Source organism: Streptomyces sp. 11x1 (genome assembly GCF_032598905.1).
Lineage (GTDB): Bacteria > Actinomycetota > Actinomycetes > Streptomycetales > Streptomycetaceae > Streptomyces.
This window is the reverse complement of the sequence record NZ_CP122458.1, coordinates 2,076,116-2,093,725: the sequence shown is the minus strand read 5'-3', so window position 1 is coordinate 2,093,725 and position 17,610 is coordinate 2,076,116. Positions and strand designations below refer to the sequence as shown.

Genomic DNA, 17,610 nt, shown 5'->3' with positions numbered 1-17,610 from the left:
CAGTCCGCCCGCACGGATGTCTCCCCGGCGCGGCAGACGGCACGCAGACGGGAAGACGACGCGACAGGGCCCAGGTCCCGGGAGGGGCTCGTCAGCCGGTCCCGGGGAGGTCAGTTCGTACGGTGTCCCGCCGCCAGACGCACGATGTCCACACGCGACCGGATACCCAGCTTCCGGTAGACGCGTGTGAGGGTCGCCTCGACCGTCTTCACGCTGATGTACAGCCGGCCGGCGATCTCCCGGTTGGTCGCGCCCTCCATGACCAGCTCCGCGACCTGGCGTTCCGTCGCCGCGAGCACAGCGAGGGCGTCCAGCGCGGACGGGGCGATCACGGGCTGCGGCGGCGCCGGGGTGACCGAGGCCTCCTCCACCTGGCGCAGCCACGGCAGGGCGCGGCACCGGCGGAACAGCCGGGACGCCTCGTCGTACGCGCCCGGCGCGGGCGTCCCCCCTGGCCGCGCGGCACCGAGGCCCTGCGGGGCGGCGCGCAGCCCCGCCAGGGCGTACGCGGCCCGCGCCTCCTCCAGGCCGTAGCCGAGTTTGGCGAGCCGGTCCTGGGCCGACGTCAACTGCCGTACGGCGGCGTCCTGTTCACCCCGTGCCGCCCGCACCAGGGCCTCGGCGCGGTCGAGCACGGCGAGCACGCTCTCCCGGCCGAGCCGCAACGCCTGCTGCCGCGTGACGTCGACGACGTCCTGCGCCTCAGCCAACTCGCCCACCCGCACCAGGGCTTCGGCGAGGTCGCCGTGCCACCGGCCGCGCGCGGGATCGTTGATCCCCAGCCCGTCCTCCAACTCCCGTACGCGGCGCAGGGACTGGACCGTTCCCGGCGCGTCGCCCGCCACCAACTGGGCGTGCCCGAGGGCACCCAGGGCGCGGGAGAGGTACATCAGGTCGCCGTCCTGCTCGGCTCGGTCGGCGGCCTCGCGGGCGAGCGCCCGGGCCCGCTCCACATCGCCGCCGGCGGCCTCCGTGAGCGAGGTGAGCATGGCGGACGCGCCCTCGCCGATGCCGGAGTCCCGGGCCAGGACATAGCCCTCGCGGGCGAGGTCGAGGGCCCGGCCGCAGTGCCCGGAGCGCAGCTCGGTCTCGGCGAGGAAGCGCACGTAGTGCACCTCGCTCTCGACCATGCCGCGCCGGCGGACCTCCCGCAGCAGCGAGGTGATCGTGGCGCGGGCCTCGCCGAGCTGGTCGCTCATCAGCAGCCAGCGGAAGCGGGTCGCGCCCGCCCCGTTGTGGTGGCACGCGAGCAGCGGGTCCTGCGGCTCCTTCAGCGCCCGCTTGATCGTCATGGGCGCGTCCGGGTGGCCCATCAGCATCTCGGTCTGCGCCTGGAAGGCGAGCGCGAGCAGTTCGGTGCGTCGGTCCTCGGCGCGTCCGGCCAGCTCGGCGGCGCGCGCGGCCTCCTCCCGGCTCTGCGCGAAGTCGCCCTCCAGGACCAGCGCCCGCCAGGCCAGCTGGTAGCGGACCAGCCCGAGCAGCCGCGGGTCGTCGCCCGCGTCGGCGAGGACCTGCGGGTAGACGGCGTCGACCTCGGCGAGGGACTGCCCGGCCGCGTCGATCACCACCATCCAGGCCCGGACCCGCTCGGCGGGCTCGGTGGCCCGGCTCAGCACCTCACGGGCGATGTCGCGGCCGAGGTCGTTCTCCCCGGCGGTGATCGCGTCCTCTGCCGCCTGCAGACGCCGCTCGTCCGGGCCGGGTGTCGCGTCCGCCGGGGTGTGCCGGGCCGAGAGCAGACCCAGCTCGGCGGCGACCGAGGGCGCGCCCCGGTCCCGGGCCACGGCGGCGGCCTCGCCGAGCCGTGCGGCGACCTGCGGATCGGTGCCCTGGGTGGCCAGCGCCAGGTGCCGGGCCCGCTCGATGGGGTCGACGGCGGCGGTGGACAGTGCGGCGTGGGCGGCCCGCCGCTCCTGCGCGGTCGCCTCGGCGTACAGCGCCGCCGAGACCAGGGGGTGCGCGAACCGCACGCCCGGCGCCTCCCGCTCCGGCGCGAGCAGGCCCAGCTCGACGGCCTGCGCGGTCTCCGCCTCGGCGTTCTCCCGCCCGGCGGCGCGCAGCAGCGCCACCGTGGGCCGGGCACCGGCGCTGGCGACCAGCAGGGTGCGGCGGGCCTCGGCGGAGAGCATGTCCAGCCGGTTCAGGACCAGGGTCCGCAGCGAGGTCGGCACGGGCAGCGGCTCGCCGGGGCGCGGCGGGGTCGAGCTGTCGGCGAGAGCACGGCCCAGCTCCAGCGCGAACAACGGGTTGCCGCCGCTGGTGCGGTGGATGTCGCGCACGGTCGAGCGGGGCAGACCGGTGTAGCCGCGGTTCTCCAGCAGCTCGGCGACGTGCGCCCGGGACAGCGGGGCGACGCGCAGGGCGAGGGTGTCGGGCGGGGACGCGCGTAGATACCTGTCCTGCTCGTGGCCATGGGGGTCCGTCGACGTGCGTACGGCACACAGCATGCGCACCGGCAGCTCCCCGAGCCGCCGCGCGGCGAATCCGAGCAGCTCCACACTGGCCGGATCCAGCCACTGGAGGTCGTCGGCGACGATCAGCACGGGGCCCTTGGCGGCCAGCGCGCGCAGCGTCGACAGCACCGCCAGCCGCAGGGCCAGCCCGTCACGCTGGAGCGTGGACTCGCCACGGCCGGTGAGCGCGGACTCCAGCGCGGTGCGCTGCGGCGCGGGCAGCTGGTCGGAGACCTCGTCCATGACCAGCCCGAGCAGGTCGGTCAGGGCGAGGAACGGCAGATGCGACTCGGACTCGGTGGCCGAGCAGCGCAGCACCGTCCGCGCCGATTCGTCGTATTCGGCGGCCAGGGCGCGCAGGACGGTCGATTTCCCGATGCCCGCGGAGCCGTGCACCAGCACGCTGCCGCCCCGCGAAAGCTGCTCGCGCGCCCCCGCGAACAGCTCCTCCCTGCCAATGACCAGGTCGGGGCGGGGTCTCCCAGGCTCCTTGAACTCCCGTCGCACGGGCCACCGCTCCCCTCGAGTGTCGTGTCCGGGCCAATATTAGGCGTCCTGTCTTTGAATTTCGGAACGCGGCCCGGTGTGGGAAATAACAGGAAGGGTACGGCATAGGGAATTTCACAGCCCCGTTACATGAATGCTCCCGGGACGCGACAGCCTCGCCCCGGAGGGGGCGCCCCGTCAGGGGCGCGGGGAACTGCGCGACCAGCCCCCACCGGCCCGCACTGCGCACCGCACCGCACCACACCCCGCTTCGTGCACCGCACCGCACGCCGCTTCGCTATGGCAACACCCCGGCCCGGCGGGCGGCCACCACCGCCTCCCACCGCCCGTGCGCCCCGAGCTTCCGCATGGCCGACCGCAGATACGCCTTCACCGTCTCGGGGCGCAGCCCCAGACGCTCCGCCACGACCTGGTTGCTCGCACCCGTCGCCACGCACGCCAGCACATCCGTCTCACGCGCCGTGAGGACGACCCTGGGCACATCCTCCGGCGGGGCGCTTCCCCCGCCGGTCACGCCGGCGAGGCGCCCGCACACCCGCAGCAGCTCCGTCCGCAGCTCCGGATCGTCGACGCGCGGGGCGAGGGCGCGCAGCGCCCCGTGTGCCTCCCGGACCTCCTCCCACGCCCCGGCCGAGCCCCCCTCGGGCGTCGGGGCGGTCGCGGCCAGCAGGGTCCGCACCTCGTCGCGCACCACCAGCGTCTGCTCCATGTCCCGCGCCGCGTCCAGCGCGGCCGACACCGTGCGGTCGCCCAGCGGCTGTGCCGCGCGCAGGGCGCCGTACAGCACGCCGCGCACCTGACGCCGTACGACGACGGGGACCGCGAGGACGGAGCGGATGCCCTCGGCGGCGACCGCGGCGTCGTACTCGTGGCTGATCCGGCGCGACGCGGAGTAGTCGGTCACCCGGCACGGCCGGGCCAGGGCCACCGCCTTGCCGCCGAGACCGTTGCCGGAGTGCACGGCCAGACCTTGGAGCGAGGTGGTCCGGTTCCCCTGGAGTTCGCTGATGCGCAGTTGCCCGGGACCGGGCTCGACGAGACCCGCGAAGGCGAGCGGCAGCCCGGTGGCCCGCCGCAGCCGGTGCAGTGCGCCGCGCAGGTCCGCCCGGCCCGACCAGGCCGGCCCGACGGAACCCGAGGGATCCAGTGCCACGAACTCGCCCCTTCCGCGCGGCGCACCCCCGTTCGGGGGTAGTGAGACGTGTATCACGCATTACACGATGTCAGGCAACGGTCCGGCAATGAGGAGGACACATGTCGGCGAGGACGAGCGCCACGGAGGAGTTCCGGGCGGCCCGGGACTTCTTGCTGGCCCATCGCGAGGACTACGCCACGGCCTACAAGGGTTTCGACTGGCCCCGCCCCGAGTACTTCAACTGGGCGCTCGACTGGTTCGACGTGATCGCACGTGGGAACGACCGGACGGCCCTGCACATCGTGGAGGAGGACGGCACCGAGATCCGTCTCACCTTCGCCGAGATGTCCGAACGTTCCTCCCGTGTCGCCAACTGGCTGCGGGACCGGGGCGTCCGCGCCGACGACCGTGTCCTCGTGATGCTGGGCAACCAGGCGGAGTTGTGGGAGGCCGCCCTCGCCGCGATGAAGCTGCGCGCCGTCGTCATCCCCGCGACGCCGCTGCTCGGCCCCGCCGATCTGCGGGACCGCGTGGAGCGAGGCCGGGTCCGGCACGTGATCGCGCGGGCCGAGGAGGCGGCCAAGTTCGCGGACGTGCCCGGCCGTTACACCCGCACCACGGTCGGCGGCACGGTCGATGGATGGCGGCCGTACGAGCAGGCCTACGCGGCCCCCGCCCGCTTCGAGCCGAACGGCGCGACCAACGCCACCGACCCGCTGATGCTGTACTTCACCTCGGGCACCACCGCCCGGCCCAAACTGGTCGAGCACACCCATGTGTCGTACCCCGTCGGCCACTTGGCCACCATGTACTGGATCGGTCTGCGCCCCGGCGACGTCCACCTCAACATCTCCTCGCCCGGCTGGGCCAAGCACGCCTGGTCCAACCTCTTCGCCCCGTGGAACGCGGAGGCGACCGTCTTCCTCCACAACTACGCGCGGTTCGACGCGAGCCGGCTGCTCGCGGAGATGGACCGCGCGCGCGTCACCACCTTCTGCGCCCCGCCCACCGTGTGGCGCATGCTCATCCAGGCCGACCTCGGTCAGCTGCGGACCCCGCCCCGTGAGGTCGTCGCGGCCGGTGAACCCCTCAATCCCGAGGTGATCGAGCAGGTCCGCCGCGCCTGGGGCGTCACCGTCCGGGACGGCTTCGGCCAGACCGAGACCGCCGTCCAGGTCTCCAACAGCCCTGGCCAGGAGCTGAAGACCGGCTCGATGGGCCGGCCCGCCCCCGGCTACAAGGTCGTCCTCCTCGACCCCGTCACCGGCGCCCCCGACGCCGACGAGGGAGAGATCGCCCTTGACCTCTCGGGCCGCCCCGTCGGCCTCATGACCGGCTACCACGGAGATCCCGACCGTACGGCGGAGGCCATGGCCGGCGGCTACTACCGCACCGGCGACATCGGCTCCCGGGACCCCGACGGCTACCTCACCTACGTGGGCCGCGCGGACGACGTGTTCAAGGCCAGCGACTACAAGATCAGCCCCTTCGAGCTGGAGAGCGCCCTGCTGGAGCACGAGGCGGTCGCCGAGGCGGCCGTGGTCCCCGCGCCGGACGAGGTGCGGCTCGCCGTGCCGAAGGCGTACATCGTGCTCGCGGCCGGGTGGGAACCGGGCCCGGACACCGCGAAGGTGCTCTTCGAGCACTCCCGGACGGTCCTCGCCCCGTACAAGCGCCTGCGCCGCATCGAGTTCGCCGAACTCCCGAAGACCGTCTCCGGCAAGATCCGCCGTATCGCGCTGCGCGAGGCCACGGCCGCGGGCTCGGACGCGGAGTACCGCGAGGAGGACTTCCGGTGACCTCGTACGCCCACGGGACGAGCGCGACCCCGCTGCTCGGCGACACCATCGGCGCCAACCTCGACCGGGCCGTCGCCGCCTGGCCGGACCGTGAGGCGCTCGTCGACGTGCCGTCCGGGCGGCGCTGGACGTACGCGCGCTTCGCCTCGGACGTCGACGAGCTGGCGTACGCGCTGCTCGCGAGCGGTGTGGCCAAGGGAGACCGGGTGGGCATCTGGGCGGTCAACTGCCCCGAGTGGGTGCTGGTGCAGTACGCCACCGCCCGCATCGGCGCGATCATGGTGAACATCAACCCGGCCTACCGCACCCACGAGGTCGAGTACGTCCTGAAGCAGGCCGGGGTCTCGTTCCTGTTCGCCTCCCTCAGCCACAAGACCAGCGACTACCGGGCCATGGTCAAGCAAGTGCGCGGCAACTGCCCGAAGTTGAGGGAGACCGTCTACGTCGGAGACTCGAGCTGGGACGCGCTGCTCGCGCGCGGGACACCGGTGCCGTACCCGGACCTGTCCTGCGACGAGCCGATCAACATCCAGTACACCTCGGGCACCACGGGCTTCCCCAAGGGAGCGAACCTCTCTCACCACAACATTCTCAACAACGGTTATTTCGTGGGGGAGTTGCTCGGTTATGGCGAGCAGGACCGGATCTGTGTGCCCGTGCCGTTCTACCACTGCTTCGGCATGGTGATGGGCAACCTCGCGGCGACCTCGCACGGCGCCTGCGTCGTGATCCCGGCCCCCTCCTTCGACCCGCGGGCCACCCTGGAGGCCGTCGAGCGGGAGCGCTGCACCTCCCTGTACGGCGTACCGACCATGTTCATTGCCGAGTTGAACCTCTCCGACTTCGCCGCCCACGACCTCTCCTCCCTGCGCACCGGCATCATGGCGGGCTCGCCCTGCCCGGTGGAGGTCATGAAGCGGGTGGTCGCCGAGATGCACATGACGGAGGTCTCGATCTGCTACGGCATGACCGAGACCTCGCCCGTCTCCACCCAGACCCGGCGCGACGACGACCTGGCTCACCGCACCGGCACCGTGGGCCGCGTCCTGCCGCACATCGAGGTGAAGATCGTCGACCCGGCGACGGGGGCGACACAACCATGCGGTAGCGCGGGGGAGTTGTGCACCCGTGGCTACAGCGTGATGCTCGGCTACTGGGAGGAGCCGGAGAAGACCGCCGAGGCCGTCGACGAGGGACGGTGGATGCACACCGGGGACCTGGCGATGATGCGCGAGGACGGGTACGTCGAGATCGTCGGCCGGATCAAGGACATGATCATCCGTGGTGGCGAGAACATCTACCCGCGCGAGATCGAGGAGTTCCTGTACGGCCACCCGAAGATCGCCGACGTCCAGGTGGTGGGCGTGCCGCACGAGCGGTACGGCGAGGAGGTGCTCGCCTGCGTCATCCCGCGCGAAGCCGCCGAACCGCCCACCCTGGAGGAGTTGCGGGCCTTCTGCGACGGGCGGTTGGCGCACTACAAGATCCCCAGCGCGCTGCGCGTCCTGGACGCCTTCCCGATGACGGTGTCGGGGAAGGTGCGCAAGGTCGAACTGCGCGAGCGGTACGCCGCCGGATAGTCACGTAGCCCATGGCCGCGCGTTCGGTGCGGCGTGGTCGTCGCTCAGGTGCTCGCGCCGGTGGCGGCCAGTTCCGTCGCCGTGCGGTTCATCGGCTGCGGGGTGCCCGTGAGATCCAGGACGAACAGGGAGACGCCCAGGCCGTCGGCGCGGTCGCGGGCGTCGTCCGCGTACCCGGCGAGGGAGAAGTACACGCAGTCGGTGGACTCGGCCATGGCGGTCAGCCACAGGCATTCGACGTCGCGCAGCGAGGCCGGGCGCACCGACGGGTCCACCTGGGCCAGGACCCCCCGCGCGGCGAGCCCTATCCCCGCGGGCTGGCGTTGGTCGGCGCGGCGGATGTCCTGGTAGCCCAGCCAGCGCAGATAGAGGGCGACGGCGGTGACCGCGTCGCGGGTCGTGCGGATGGTGACGGGGTGGAAGGCTCCCCGGGGGCCGTCGTCAGCTCCGGTCGTCCTGCGGGTGTCGCCCGGGCCCAGCGGCCGCAGGGCGCCGGCCACGGGCACCCGCAGCACGGTCCCGCAGGAGCAGCCGAGCTCCGGGTGGGGCCACTGGTCGGCGCGACCGCAGTTCCCGCAGCGGACGGTGACCCAGTCCTCGTCCCAGGTGCGGTGGGTGACCGCGGTGGGGGCGGCGCGGTGGTCGAGGGCCGGGGCGACCGGGGCGCCGCACGCGCAGGGGTAGGCCGGGGCCGCGTACCGGTGCTCCCGCCCGCAGTCCGGGCACCGCATCGCCATGCTCTCGCTCATGCTCCCCACCCCACCGCCGGGCCTGTCGAAAACGCCTCCTCATCGTCCTCCAGCACGGGCTGTGCCGGCAGGGAAACACCCTGAGACACCCAGGTGGTTTCCGCTGCCCATGCCCTTGACGCCCCCTACCCCGGCACCTACATTGCTTCCAGATAGTAGAAAATACTTTCCGAATTGCGGAAGTGCTCACCGCGGGGCGCGACGGGAGCGCGAGTCCGGCAGCTGAAGCAGGAGTACGCAATGGCACGTATGACCGCTGCCCGCGCGGCAGTCGAGATCCTCAAGCGCGAGGGAGTCCGTGACGCGTTCGGGGTCCCCGGCGCCGCGATCAACCCGTTCTACGCGGCCCTGAGGGCGGCCGGCGGGATCCAGCACACCCTCGCCCGGCACGTCGAGGGCGCGTCGCACATGGCCGAGGGGTACACCCGCACCCACCCCGGGAACATCGGGGTCTGTGTCGGCACCTCCGGGCCCGCCGGGACCGACATGATCACCGGGCTGTACTCGGCCATCGGGGACTCCGTCCCGATCCTGTGCGTCACGGGCCAGGCGCCCACGGCCGTCATCCACAAGGAGGACTTCCAGGCGGTCGACATCGCCTCCATCGCGGGGCCCGTCACCAAGATGGCCGTCACCGTCCTGGAGGCCGCGCAGGTCCCCGGCGTCTTCCAGCAGGCCTTCCACCTGATGCGCTCCGGCCGACCCGGGCCCGTCCTCGTCGACCTTCCCGTCGACGTGCAGCTCACCGAGATCGAGTTCGACCCGGACACCTACGCGCCGCTGCCGGTCTACAAGCCCGCCGCCACCCGCGCCCAGATCGAGAAGGCGATCGGGATGCTGAACGCGTCGCAGCGACCGCTGATCGTCGCCGGCGGCGGGATCATCAACGCCGATGCCTGCGAACTCCTCGTGGAATTCGCCGAGTTGACGGGTGTGCCGGTGGTTCCCACCCTCATGGGCTGGGGCGCCCTGCCCGACGACCACGAGCTGAACGCCGGCATGGTCGGCCTCCAGACCTCGCACCGCTACGGCAACGCCACCTTCCTGGAGTCCGACTTCGTCCTCGGCATCGGCAACCGCTGGGCCAACCGGCACACCGGGAAGCTGGACGTCTACACGGCCGGGCGGACGTTCGTCCACGTCGACATCGAGCCCACCCAGATCGGCAGGATCTTCGCTCCCGACTACGGCATCGCCTCGGACGCCAAGGCCGCGCTCGAACTGTTCGTCGCGGTGGCACGGGAGCTGCGGGCGGCCGGCCGGCTGCCGGACCGCTCCGCGTGGGCGGCCGACGCGCAGGACCGCAGGGCCCGCCTCCAGCGGCGTACGCACTTCGACGACATCCCGATCAAGCCGCAGCGTGTCTACGAGGAGATGAACAGGGCCTTCGGGCCCGAGACCCGGTACGTCTCCACCATCGGCCTCTCCCAGATCGCCGGTGCCCAGATGCTGCACGTCTACCGCCCGCGCCACTGGATCAACTGCGGTCAGGCGGGCCCCCTGGGCTGGACCGTGCCGGCCGCGCTCGGCGTCGCCAGGGCCGACCCGGAGGCGTCCGTCGTCGCCCTCTCCGGCGACTACGACTTCCAGTTCATGATCGAGGAGTTGGCCGTCGGGGCGCAGCACCGCATCCCGTACGTCCACGTCCTGGTCAACAACTCCTACCTGGGCCTCATCCGGCAGGCCCAGCGCGCCTTCGACATCGACTTCCAGGTCAACCTGGAGTTCGAGAACGTCAACTCGCCCGAGCTGGGGGTCTACGGCGTCGACCACGTCAAGGTCGCCGAGGGCCTCGGCTGCAAGGCGATCCGGGTGACGGACCCGGCCGACCTGGGCGCCGCGTTCGGGCAGGCCAAGAAGCTCGCGGCGGAGTACCGGGTGCCGGTGGTCGTCGAGGCCATCCTGGAGCGCGTCACCGACATCGCGATGTCCACGACGAACGACATCGCCGACGTGGTCGAGTTCGAGGAGATCGCGACGGAGCCGGGGCACGCGCCCACGTCGATCAGGGCCTTGCGGGGGTGAGACCGGCTCGGCCCGGGAATGCCGACGCCCGGAGGGCCGGGGCCCGCCCGCCGAGGTCCGCGGCGCGCCAGGAGCCGTCTCCATCACGCGTTCACGGGGTCCCGCGGCGAGCATCGCGCAACCGGTCGGCATCCCGCGAACGGGTGATGTCCCGGCCCTCCTGGCAAGGCAGGCTCCGAGGAGGCCGCAGCAACGCACACGACCGCTCGGCCGGATCCGTGACGGGGGAGGAACCAGCCGTGGGCATCTTGGTTCAGAAGTACGGAGGGAGTTCGCTGGCCGGGGCGGAGAGACTCCGCAGGATCTCCGAGCGGGTGGCGACGACCCGTCGTGCCGGACGGCGCACCGTGGTCGTCGTCTCGGCCCGCGGAGACACCACCGACGACCTCCTGGCCCTGGTCGACGAGGTCGGAGGGCGGGACGCCGCACGGCGTGCGCCCCGGGAGACCGACCAGTTGCTGGCGACGGGCGAGTACGCCTCGGCCGCGTTGCTGGCCCTGGCGCTGGAGCGGCTGGGGGTTCCGGCCGTCTCCCTCACCGGGCCGCAGGCGGGCATCCGGGCGGTGGGCCGCCACGGTGAGGGCATGATCGACACCATCGACACCGGGCGGCTGCGGGGCTGTCTGGACGAGGAGCGCGTGGTCGTCGTCGGGGGCTTCCAGGGGATCAACGACGTCGGTGACGTGGTCACCCTGGGCCGCGGTGGATCCGACACCACGGCCGTGGCCCTCGCGGCGGCCCTCGACGCGGGCAGCTGTGAGATCTACACGGACGTGGACGGCGTGTACACGGCCGATCCCCGTCTGGTGGAGTCGGCCCGCAGGCTCCCGTACGTGGCCTCGGACGTCATGGTCGAGATGGCCTTCTCGGGAGCGAAGGTCCTGCACTCCAGGTCGGCGGAACTGGCCGCGGCCAAGGGAGTCGAGTTGCACGTCAGAAGCTCTTTGGTGGAGAGGGAGGGGACCGTGGTGGGTCAGGGGGACACCGGGCTGCTTGAGACGGGAGGCGCGATCAGCGCCATCACGTCCGACACGGACGTGGCGCGCGTTCTCGTGCACTGCAAGGGCAAGGGCGATCCCGTCTCCACGATCCTCGGCATCCTGGCTGGAAACGCGGTCCCGGTCGACCTCGTCGCCCGGTCCGGTCCGCAGGAGGAGGAGTTCCGGATGGGCTTCACCATTCGGCACAGCGATGTCGAGCGGATCAGGGAGCCGCTGGAGAGGGCCGTGGCCCCCTTGGGCGGCGGAGTCCGGGTGGACACGGATGTCGCCAAGGTGTCGCTGATCGGGATGGGCCTGCTGAACCGTCCGGAGTATCTGGCCCGTCTGACCATGGTGCTCTCCGGGGTGGGGATCGCCACCAGCTGGGTCTCCAGTTCCCAGCTGCGTGTCTCGGTGATCGTTCCCCGCCACGACCACGTGGAGACCCTGAAGCTCCTGCACACGGAGTTCGGCCTCGCCGAGGCCGCCACCGACGGGTGACGTCGACGCGTGGCGAACGGAAGTCCGGCGGACGTCCGCCGGACTTGCGCAGGACGGACACGACGGCGCCACGGCCTCCGGGCCGTGGCGCCGTCGTGTCCGTCCTGCGCGTCACTCCGTCAGGAGTGCCGACTCGGCGTCATAGCCGTACAACCACTCCTGCGCGCGCAGGTTCTGGGCGCCGGCCAGAACCTGGTCGCGCTCGCGCTGCCCCTGTCCGTCGGAGAGATGGAAGGTACGGGCGTTCACCCGGGACATCCGCTGGAGCTGGTCGGTGCGCGGTCGGCGCACGCGCTCGTAGCGGGTGAGCGCCTCGGGGATGCCGTCCCGCGTGACCCCGCGCAGGCAGTCGGCGAGCACGACCGAGTCCTCGATCGACTGGTTGGCACCCTGGGCCTGGAAGGGAAGCATGGGATGCGCCGCGTCCCCCACCACCGCGATCCTGCCGGTGGTCCAGCGCGGGAGCGGGTCGCGGTCGTGCAGGGCCCAGCGACCCACCCTGCCCAGCGCCTTGAGGACGGTGAGCACCTCCTCGTCCCAGCCCTGGTACGTCTGGACGAGGTCCTCGACACGGCCCTCGGCGGTCCATGACTCGACCGACCGGTCCCCGGCCGGGGCCGTGGCCCCGACACTGATCCACTTCCCCGCGCTCACCGGATAGCACACGCAGTGCTGGTCCGGCCCCAGCCACAGCCGTACCTTCGGATCCTCCACGAGGAACGGCAGGTGATGCCCCGGCACCAACCCTCGGTACATGGACTGCCCGGAGAACCTGGGCTCGTCCAGGGCGAGGGTGTCACGCACCACCGAGTGGATGCCGTCGGCGCCGATCACCACGTCCGCCTCGTGCACCGAGCCGTCCTCGAAACGGAGCCGCACCGCCTCCGGCAGTTCCTCGACGCCCACGCATCGGCGGCCGATGTGCAGGTTGTCGTCGATGCCGTACAGCAGCGCCTGATGCAGGTCGGCGCGGTGCACCGTGTAGTACGGCGCCCCGTACAGGTCCTCGCAGGCGTCTCCGAGTTCGGTGCGGCTGAGCAGCCGGCCGTCGTCCCAGCGGCGCATCTCCACCGCGGACGGGCGCACCGCCGTCGCGCTCAGCCGTCGATCGAGACCGAGACGGTGCAGCAGGCGGGTGGCGTTGGGCGCGATCTGCACGCCGGCGCCCACCTCGCGGAGGTTCTTCGTCTGTTCGAAGACCTCGCTGCGGATGCCGGCCCGCCCGAGGGCCAGGGCCACGGTGAGGCCGGCGATGCCGGCACCCACGATCGCGATGCGGCTCTCGCCGTGACTCCATGTGGGGTCTCTTCGACTCTGAATCATGATCACAACTCTCGACGAGCGGTCTCAGTAGTAGAGGACGGCCTTGTTCCAGTCCTCGTCGGGACCGAACAGACTTCGGGGCTTGACGACATCGGGCATGCCCGTGAGCACGTCCCTCGGCACCAGGCCGCCCGGCGCGACCCCTTCGACCCGGCACTCGACGCCCAGCTCCCGGCTTACCGTCGCCGCGAGTTCGGCACATGCCGCGGCCTCGTGCGCGGCCTCGACCTCGATCTCGACCCGCAGGTGGTCGGAGGCTGTCTGCGCCCGCCAGAAGAGCACGCCGTAGGCGTCCGGGAGCCGGTACACGAGGTCCTCCAGCCAGTGCTGGGTGACCAGGGTCCCGCCGATCCGGTGTCCGTAGACGGCCCGCCCGAGGACGGTGACGGTGGGCAGCACCCAGCCGCAGGGACACGGGTCGTAGGACACCTCGACGGCATCCTCCAGGTTGTAGCGCAGCAGCGGCATGGCCTCCCGGTGGAGCGGTGTCACGACGAGCTGCCCGGTGCCTTCGGTGCCGATCTCCCCGGTCTCCGGGTCCCGTACCTCGAACAGGACACGGTCGGCCCACAGATGCAGCCGACCCTCGGAACACTCCCCGGCCAGGCTTCCGGTCTCGGTGGAGCCGTACTCCTCCACCACCGGCACACCCCACACCCGGCTGATCCGGGCACGCCGGGCCGGGCTGAGCGGCTCGCCGCCGACGAACAGCGCGCGCAGTGCCGGGAAGTCCTCGTCGGGGCGGAGCCCCACGGCCTTGGCCGCGGCGGCCCACAGCAGGCACTCCGTGGGCATCGACCAGGTCAGCGTGACGCCGAGGTCGTGCAGCGCTCTGACCACCCGTGAGTACGGCATGGCCAGTGAACGGTTGTCGCCCGGGACCACCGTCGCACCGTGCGACCGCCCCGCCGCGTGCGCCAGATGCCCGGTGAGGAGCATGGCGTAGGGGGTGCGCACCAGCAGGGTGTCCGATGAGCCGATGGCGACCCGCTTGCGGGCGAAACGCTCGGCGAGATCGACCCAGTCGTCCTCCGTGTAGTAGGAGGGCGTCGGCCGGCCGGTGGAACCGCTGGACTCGTGGTACGTGGCCAGTTCGCTGTTGGCGACGCCCAGCATGCCGAACGGGTAGTTGTCGCGCAGGTCGGTCTTGGTGGTGGTGGGCAGTCGGCGGAAACCGGCGAGATCGTCCGGTATGCCGTCCGGGCCCAGCCGGGACCGGTAGAAGGGCGACTTGGCGGCCCGCGCCAGGACATGGGGCAGCACCGCCCGCTGTCGCGCCGCGAGTTCGTCGTAGGTGGCCCAGTCCCCGATGCGGGGCAGCTTGTCCATCGTCGTCACTCCGTTCCCTCCAGTCCGAGAAGACGGCACGCGTTGCGCCACGCGATCTTCTGCCAGTCGTCGTCACCGATCCCCAGACGGCGGAGCTTGGTCAGCTCCACCTCCGGATGCTGCAGCGGGGCCTCGGAGCCGAACAGCACCCGGTCCGCGCCCAGTTGATCCACCGCGGCGCGGGCCACGCAGGTGTAGCCGCCCGATGTCTCCAGCAGCACGTTGCGCAGCGGAGCGATGGACTCGACCGCGTACAGGTCGATGTTCCCGATGCCCGCGTGTCCGAGGACGAAGGTGACCTCGGGGTGGCGGGCGGCGAGCGACACGAGGTCGGCGACCCTGCTGCCCGGCCGTTCCAGGCAGACCGTGTAGACGCTGTGCCCGACGTCCCGAGCCACCTCGACGAGGCCGGCGGTGCGCGGGTCGTCCAGTGCGACGCCGTGCACCGCCGGGGAGATCTCCACGCCGCGGAAGTGCGCCGCGGCCCGGCGGTAGTGCTCCGGGTCCCGGTGCGGGTTGGCGAAGTAGAAGGGGATGAGCCGGCCGCCGGACGCGGCGCAGGCCCGCAGCACCGCCTCGTTGTCCGCGTCGGACTCGATGTGCCCGCCCTCCACCAGGAACCGGGAGAGCTGTGCGAGCGGCATGGTGCCGCCCGCACAGACCACCGCGCGGCCTATGCCGCACTCGTCCATGGTGGCGAGCAGACGGTCCGGTGCCCCGGCCACCGGCGCGAGCCGGACGTGGAAGTCCAGCACCGGTCGTCCGTCCGTCGCCACCGACATGACAGGACTCACTTCTCGAGGCAGAACTCGTCGATCGGGTAACCGACGTGCCGGTCCTCGGTGGGCAGGTAGCCCAGCACCTTGTCACCGGGCTTGAGTTCGGTGCTGTTGAGGACGACGCCGCCGGGGCCGAGCACCCGCACGTGCCAGTCGTCCTGGAGGATGAGGTTGACCCGGCGGCCGTTCGGCGCGACCGCGTCGACGGAGATGAGCGGACGGGACTCGATCTTGACCCGGCCGACCGTCACCATCCGGGTCCGGCCCTTGATGTCGACGGCCATCACCTTGCTGCCCGCCTTGAGTTCGCTGAGGTAGCTGGTGCGCTCGTCCTTGGACAGGGTGTAGGAGTGGATGGCGCCCGCGTTGACGCGGAACGGGCGCGTCGGCATGTAGGGCAGCGGATGCGTCTCGCTGACGCACAGGATCATGCCCTTGGAGTGCGAGCCGACCAGGATGCCCTCGTCCTCGCGGAAGTAGGTGCAGGTGTCCACGCAGGCACGCTCACCCATGCCGATGTGCGCGGTCTCCACCACCTCCAGCTCCGTCAGGTCGAGGTCGGGCACGTCGGCCTGTGCAGCGGCCTTCAGCTTGGCCGCCTCCCCGACCGCCTTCGGCGCCATCATCACGCCGTCCGAACCGTGCTCCAGGACACCGAAGATGATCTCCGCCTCCTCGACGTCCTGTGCGACGGTGACCAGGCTGCCGGTCGCCCGGGCGGCCGCGGCGATGACGATCTCCAGCGGGATCTTGGTGGGGTCACGGAAGAGCAGCAGGCTCCACCGCTCCGTACGCGCCGACTCGCAGGCGTCCTCCAGGGTCGGCGCGTCGATGATCTCCACGAAACGGCCGAACTCCACCCCGGGGTGCTTGATGGCCAGTTCGGCCGGGGTCACACCGTGCCGGGCGGGGTCCACCACGACCACCGTGGCGTCGCCGAAGTCGTCGGGGAGGTCCTTGCCGTGCGGGAAGAGGATCCTGGTGACCGTGGGAGGCAGGTCCGCCAGATCCTTGGTGTCGTCCGCGACGATGCCCTCGACGCGGTGGTGCAGCGCCTCCTGCAGGATCGCCTCCTTGGCCTCGCCGAGGTCTCGCACGTCCAGCCAGCTGATCTTCATGTTCCGTACTCCCGTAGAGTTTTGGGGTGGTGGAGGGGTGACAGATGTCGGTGCGGTGGCTCAGCCGGCGAGGGTCTGCAACTGCCCCGGGTGCGAGCCCTGCGTGGAGTGCCGGTCGCCGAAGGAGTGGTCGTGGACCTGGTGCAGGCGCTGCGCGATCTCCCGCGTCATCGCGCCCGGATCGGCGGACTGGAAGATGTTGCGGCCCATCGCGAAGCCGCTGACGCCACCGCGCAGGGCCTCGTCCACATAGGCGAGCACGTCGGGCACGGTGGTCTTGCGGGGTCCGCCCGCCACGATGACCGGAATGGCGGCGTCCTTGACCACGTCCGCCATCTCGTCCGGTGAGCCCACGTACGGCGTCTTGACGATGTCGGCGCCGAGTTCGGCGGCCACGGTGATGGCGTGCGACACGAGGGCCGGGTCCCGTGGATCGGTGACCTTCGGCCCCCTCGGGTAGATCATCGCCAGCAGCGGCACGTTCCACCGGTCGCAGACGTCCGACACCCGGCCGAGGTCCGCGATCTGCTGCTGCTCCTCGGCCGAACCGAGGTTGACGTGGACGCTGACCCCGTCGGCGCCGTACCTCAGGGCCTCGTCGACGCCGCTCACGAGGTACTTGGCGTCCGGGTCCTGCGCGTGGATCGTGCTCGCGCTCAGATGGACGATCAGCGAGGTCCGCGAGAACCGGGCCGGGTGCACATGACGCAGTCCGCCCTTGTGCAGGACCACCGCGTCGGCGCCGTTGTCGGTGATCTGGCCGACCAGGGTGTCGAGTCCGCCGTCACGCGTGATGATCGGCCCGTCGCTGATGGGGTGGTCCAGCGGCACGACGAGCAGTCGGTCGCCGTCGCCGCCGTACAGGCGCCTCAGCCGGAGTCTGCGGCCGAAAGAAAGATTGGTGAACATCACACATCCCCTCCCTGCGGATGTCGAGCAGGGAACCCCCGTAGTTCCTGGGTCCGCGTCACTCGGGTTTGCCGTGTTCCTTATGACGAGAATCCTTCGCCGACCGGCGGTGGCGTGACATCGCTCGTTCACGTGATCCCGCCCCCGCGTGTCACGCGACATTCGGGCCGGACGGCTCACCCGGTGCGAGTGTCCTGAGATGACCGGTGTGTGCGTGACCCGTACGACCGTGCGGAGGGACCAGGAGCACTACATGCAATACACATATATGTGCCACCGGGGGTCGAGAATTTCAGCCATGATCGAGCCGGGAACCACGAGAAATCCCAGCTCGCGGAATGTTCGGCAGCGGTTACGGTGGGCATCGAAAGCATGTGCCGACGACGAGCCGGGCCGGGAGAACAGGGCCCGTCGTCGGTCGAT

Annotated in this window: 12 protein-coding genes; 4 read left to right on the top strand and 8 right to left on the bottom strand. The window is 71.5% G+C overall.

All coding sequences use genetic code 11. The features are described from left to right. Positions 1-110: 110 nt before the first annotated feature. Together P8T65_RS09310 and P8T65_RS09305 are read right to left on the bottom strand one after the other, a co-directional pair. The gene (locus P8T65_RS09310) at positions 111-2,960 is read right to left on the bottom strand and encodes an AAA family ATPase (RefSeq protein ID WP_316724956.1); all 2,850 of its coding nucleotides are present in this window, start codon (positions 2,958-2,960) and stop codon (positions 111-113) included. A 277-nt stretch (positions 2,961-3,237) separates the two neighbouring features. Beyond that, entirely contained in the window at positions 3,238-4,113 is an 876-nt protein-coding gene (locus P8T65_RS09305) for a LuxR C-terminal-related transcriptional regulator (RefSeq protein ID WP_316724954.1), read from the bottom strand. Positions 4,114-4,214: 101 nt separating this feature from the next. Between P8T65_RS09305 and P8T65_RS09300 the strand changes: the two genes are divergently transcribed. Together P8T65_RS09300 and P8T65_RS09295 are read left to right on the top strand one after the other, a co-directional pair. After that, positions 4,215-5,894 carry an AMP-binding protein gene (locus P8T65_RS09300; protein WP_316724952.1) on the top strand — a complete coding sequence of 560 codons (1,680 nt, stop codon included), beginning with the start codon at positions 4,215-4,217 and terminating at the stop codon, positions 5,892-5,894. Beyond that, a complete protein-coding gene (locus P8T65_RS09295) occupies positions 5,891-7,474 on the top strand; it encodes an AMP-binding protein (protein WP_316724950.1) in 1,584 nt (527 codons plus the stop codon). The genes P8T65_RS09300 and P8T65_RS09295 overlap by 4 nt, the downstream gene beginning before the upstream one ends. 44 nt (positions 7,475-7,518) lie before the next feature. On the opposite strand, the gene P8T65_RS09290 is transcribed toward P8T65_RS09295, so the two are convergent. Beyond that, a complete protein-coding gene (locus P8T65_RS09290; RefSeq protein ID WP_316724948.1) occupies positions 7,519-8,223 on the bottom strand; it encodes a hypothetical protein in 705 nt (234 codons plus the stop codon). Between the two features lie 240 nt (positions 8,224-8,463). Between P8T65_RS09290 and gcl the strand changes: the two genes are divergently transcribed. Continuing rightward, the gene (gene gcl / locus P8T65_RS09285) at positions 8,464-10,248 is read left to right on the top strand and encodes a glyoxylate carboligase (RefSeq protein ID WP_316724946.1); all 1,785 of its coding nucleotides are present in this window, start codon (positions 8,464-8,466) and stop codon (positions 10,246-10,248) included. Positions 10,249-10,487: 239 nt separating this feature from the next. Continuing rightward, a complete protein-coding gene (locus tag P8T65_RS09280) occupies positions 10,488-11,729 on the top strand; it encodes an aspartate kinase (RefSeq protein ID WP_316724944.1) in 1,242 nt (413 codons plus the stop codon). A gap of 111 nt (positions 11,730-11,840) precedes the next feature. Here the strand turns inward: P8T65_RS09280 and P8T65_RS09275 are convergent, their stop codons facing one another. Genes P8T65_RS09275 through P8T65_RS09255 form a run of 5 tightly spaced genes read right to left on the bottom strand, consistent with a single transcriptional unit; the run spans position 11,841 to position 17,187 of the window. After that, positions 11,841-13,052, bottom strand: a complete 1,212-nt coding sequence (locus P8T65_RS09275; RefSeq protein WP_316724942.1) for an FAD-dependent monooxygenase — start codon at positions 13,050-13,052, stop codon at positions 11,841-11,843. Positions 13,053-13,076: 24 nt separating this feature from the next. Beyond that, complete coding sequence (locus P8T65_RS09270; RefSeq protein WP_316724940.1) at positions 13,077-14,381, bottom strand: AMP-binding protein; 1,305 nt, start codon at positions 14,379-14,381, stop codon at positions 13,077-13,079. 5 nt (positions 14,382-14,386) lie between these two features. Beyond that, the gene (locus P8T65_RS09265; RefSeq protein ID WP_316724939.1) at positions 14,387-15,163 is read right to left on the bottom strand and encodes an amidohydrolase family protein; all 777 of its coding nucleotides are present in this window, start codon (positions 15,161-15,163) and stop codon (positions 14,387-14,389) included. An 8-nt stretch (positions 15,164-15,171) separates the two neighbouring features. Next, positions 15,172-16,278, bottom strand: a complete 1,107-nt coding sequence (gene griH / locus P8T65_RS09260) for a 3-amino-4-hydroxybenzoic acid synthase (protein WP_316724937.1) — start codon at positions 16,276-16,278, stop codon at positions 15,172-15,174. Positions 16,279-16,338: 60 nt separating this feature from the next. After that, entirely contained in the window at positions 16,339-17,187 is an 849-nt protein-coding gene (locus P8T65_RS09255) for a 2-amino-3,7-dideoxy-D-threo-hept-6-ulosonate synthase (RefSeq protein ID WP_316724935.1), read from the bottom strand. Positions 17,188-17,610: the final 423 nt, after the last annotated feature.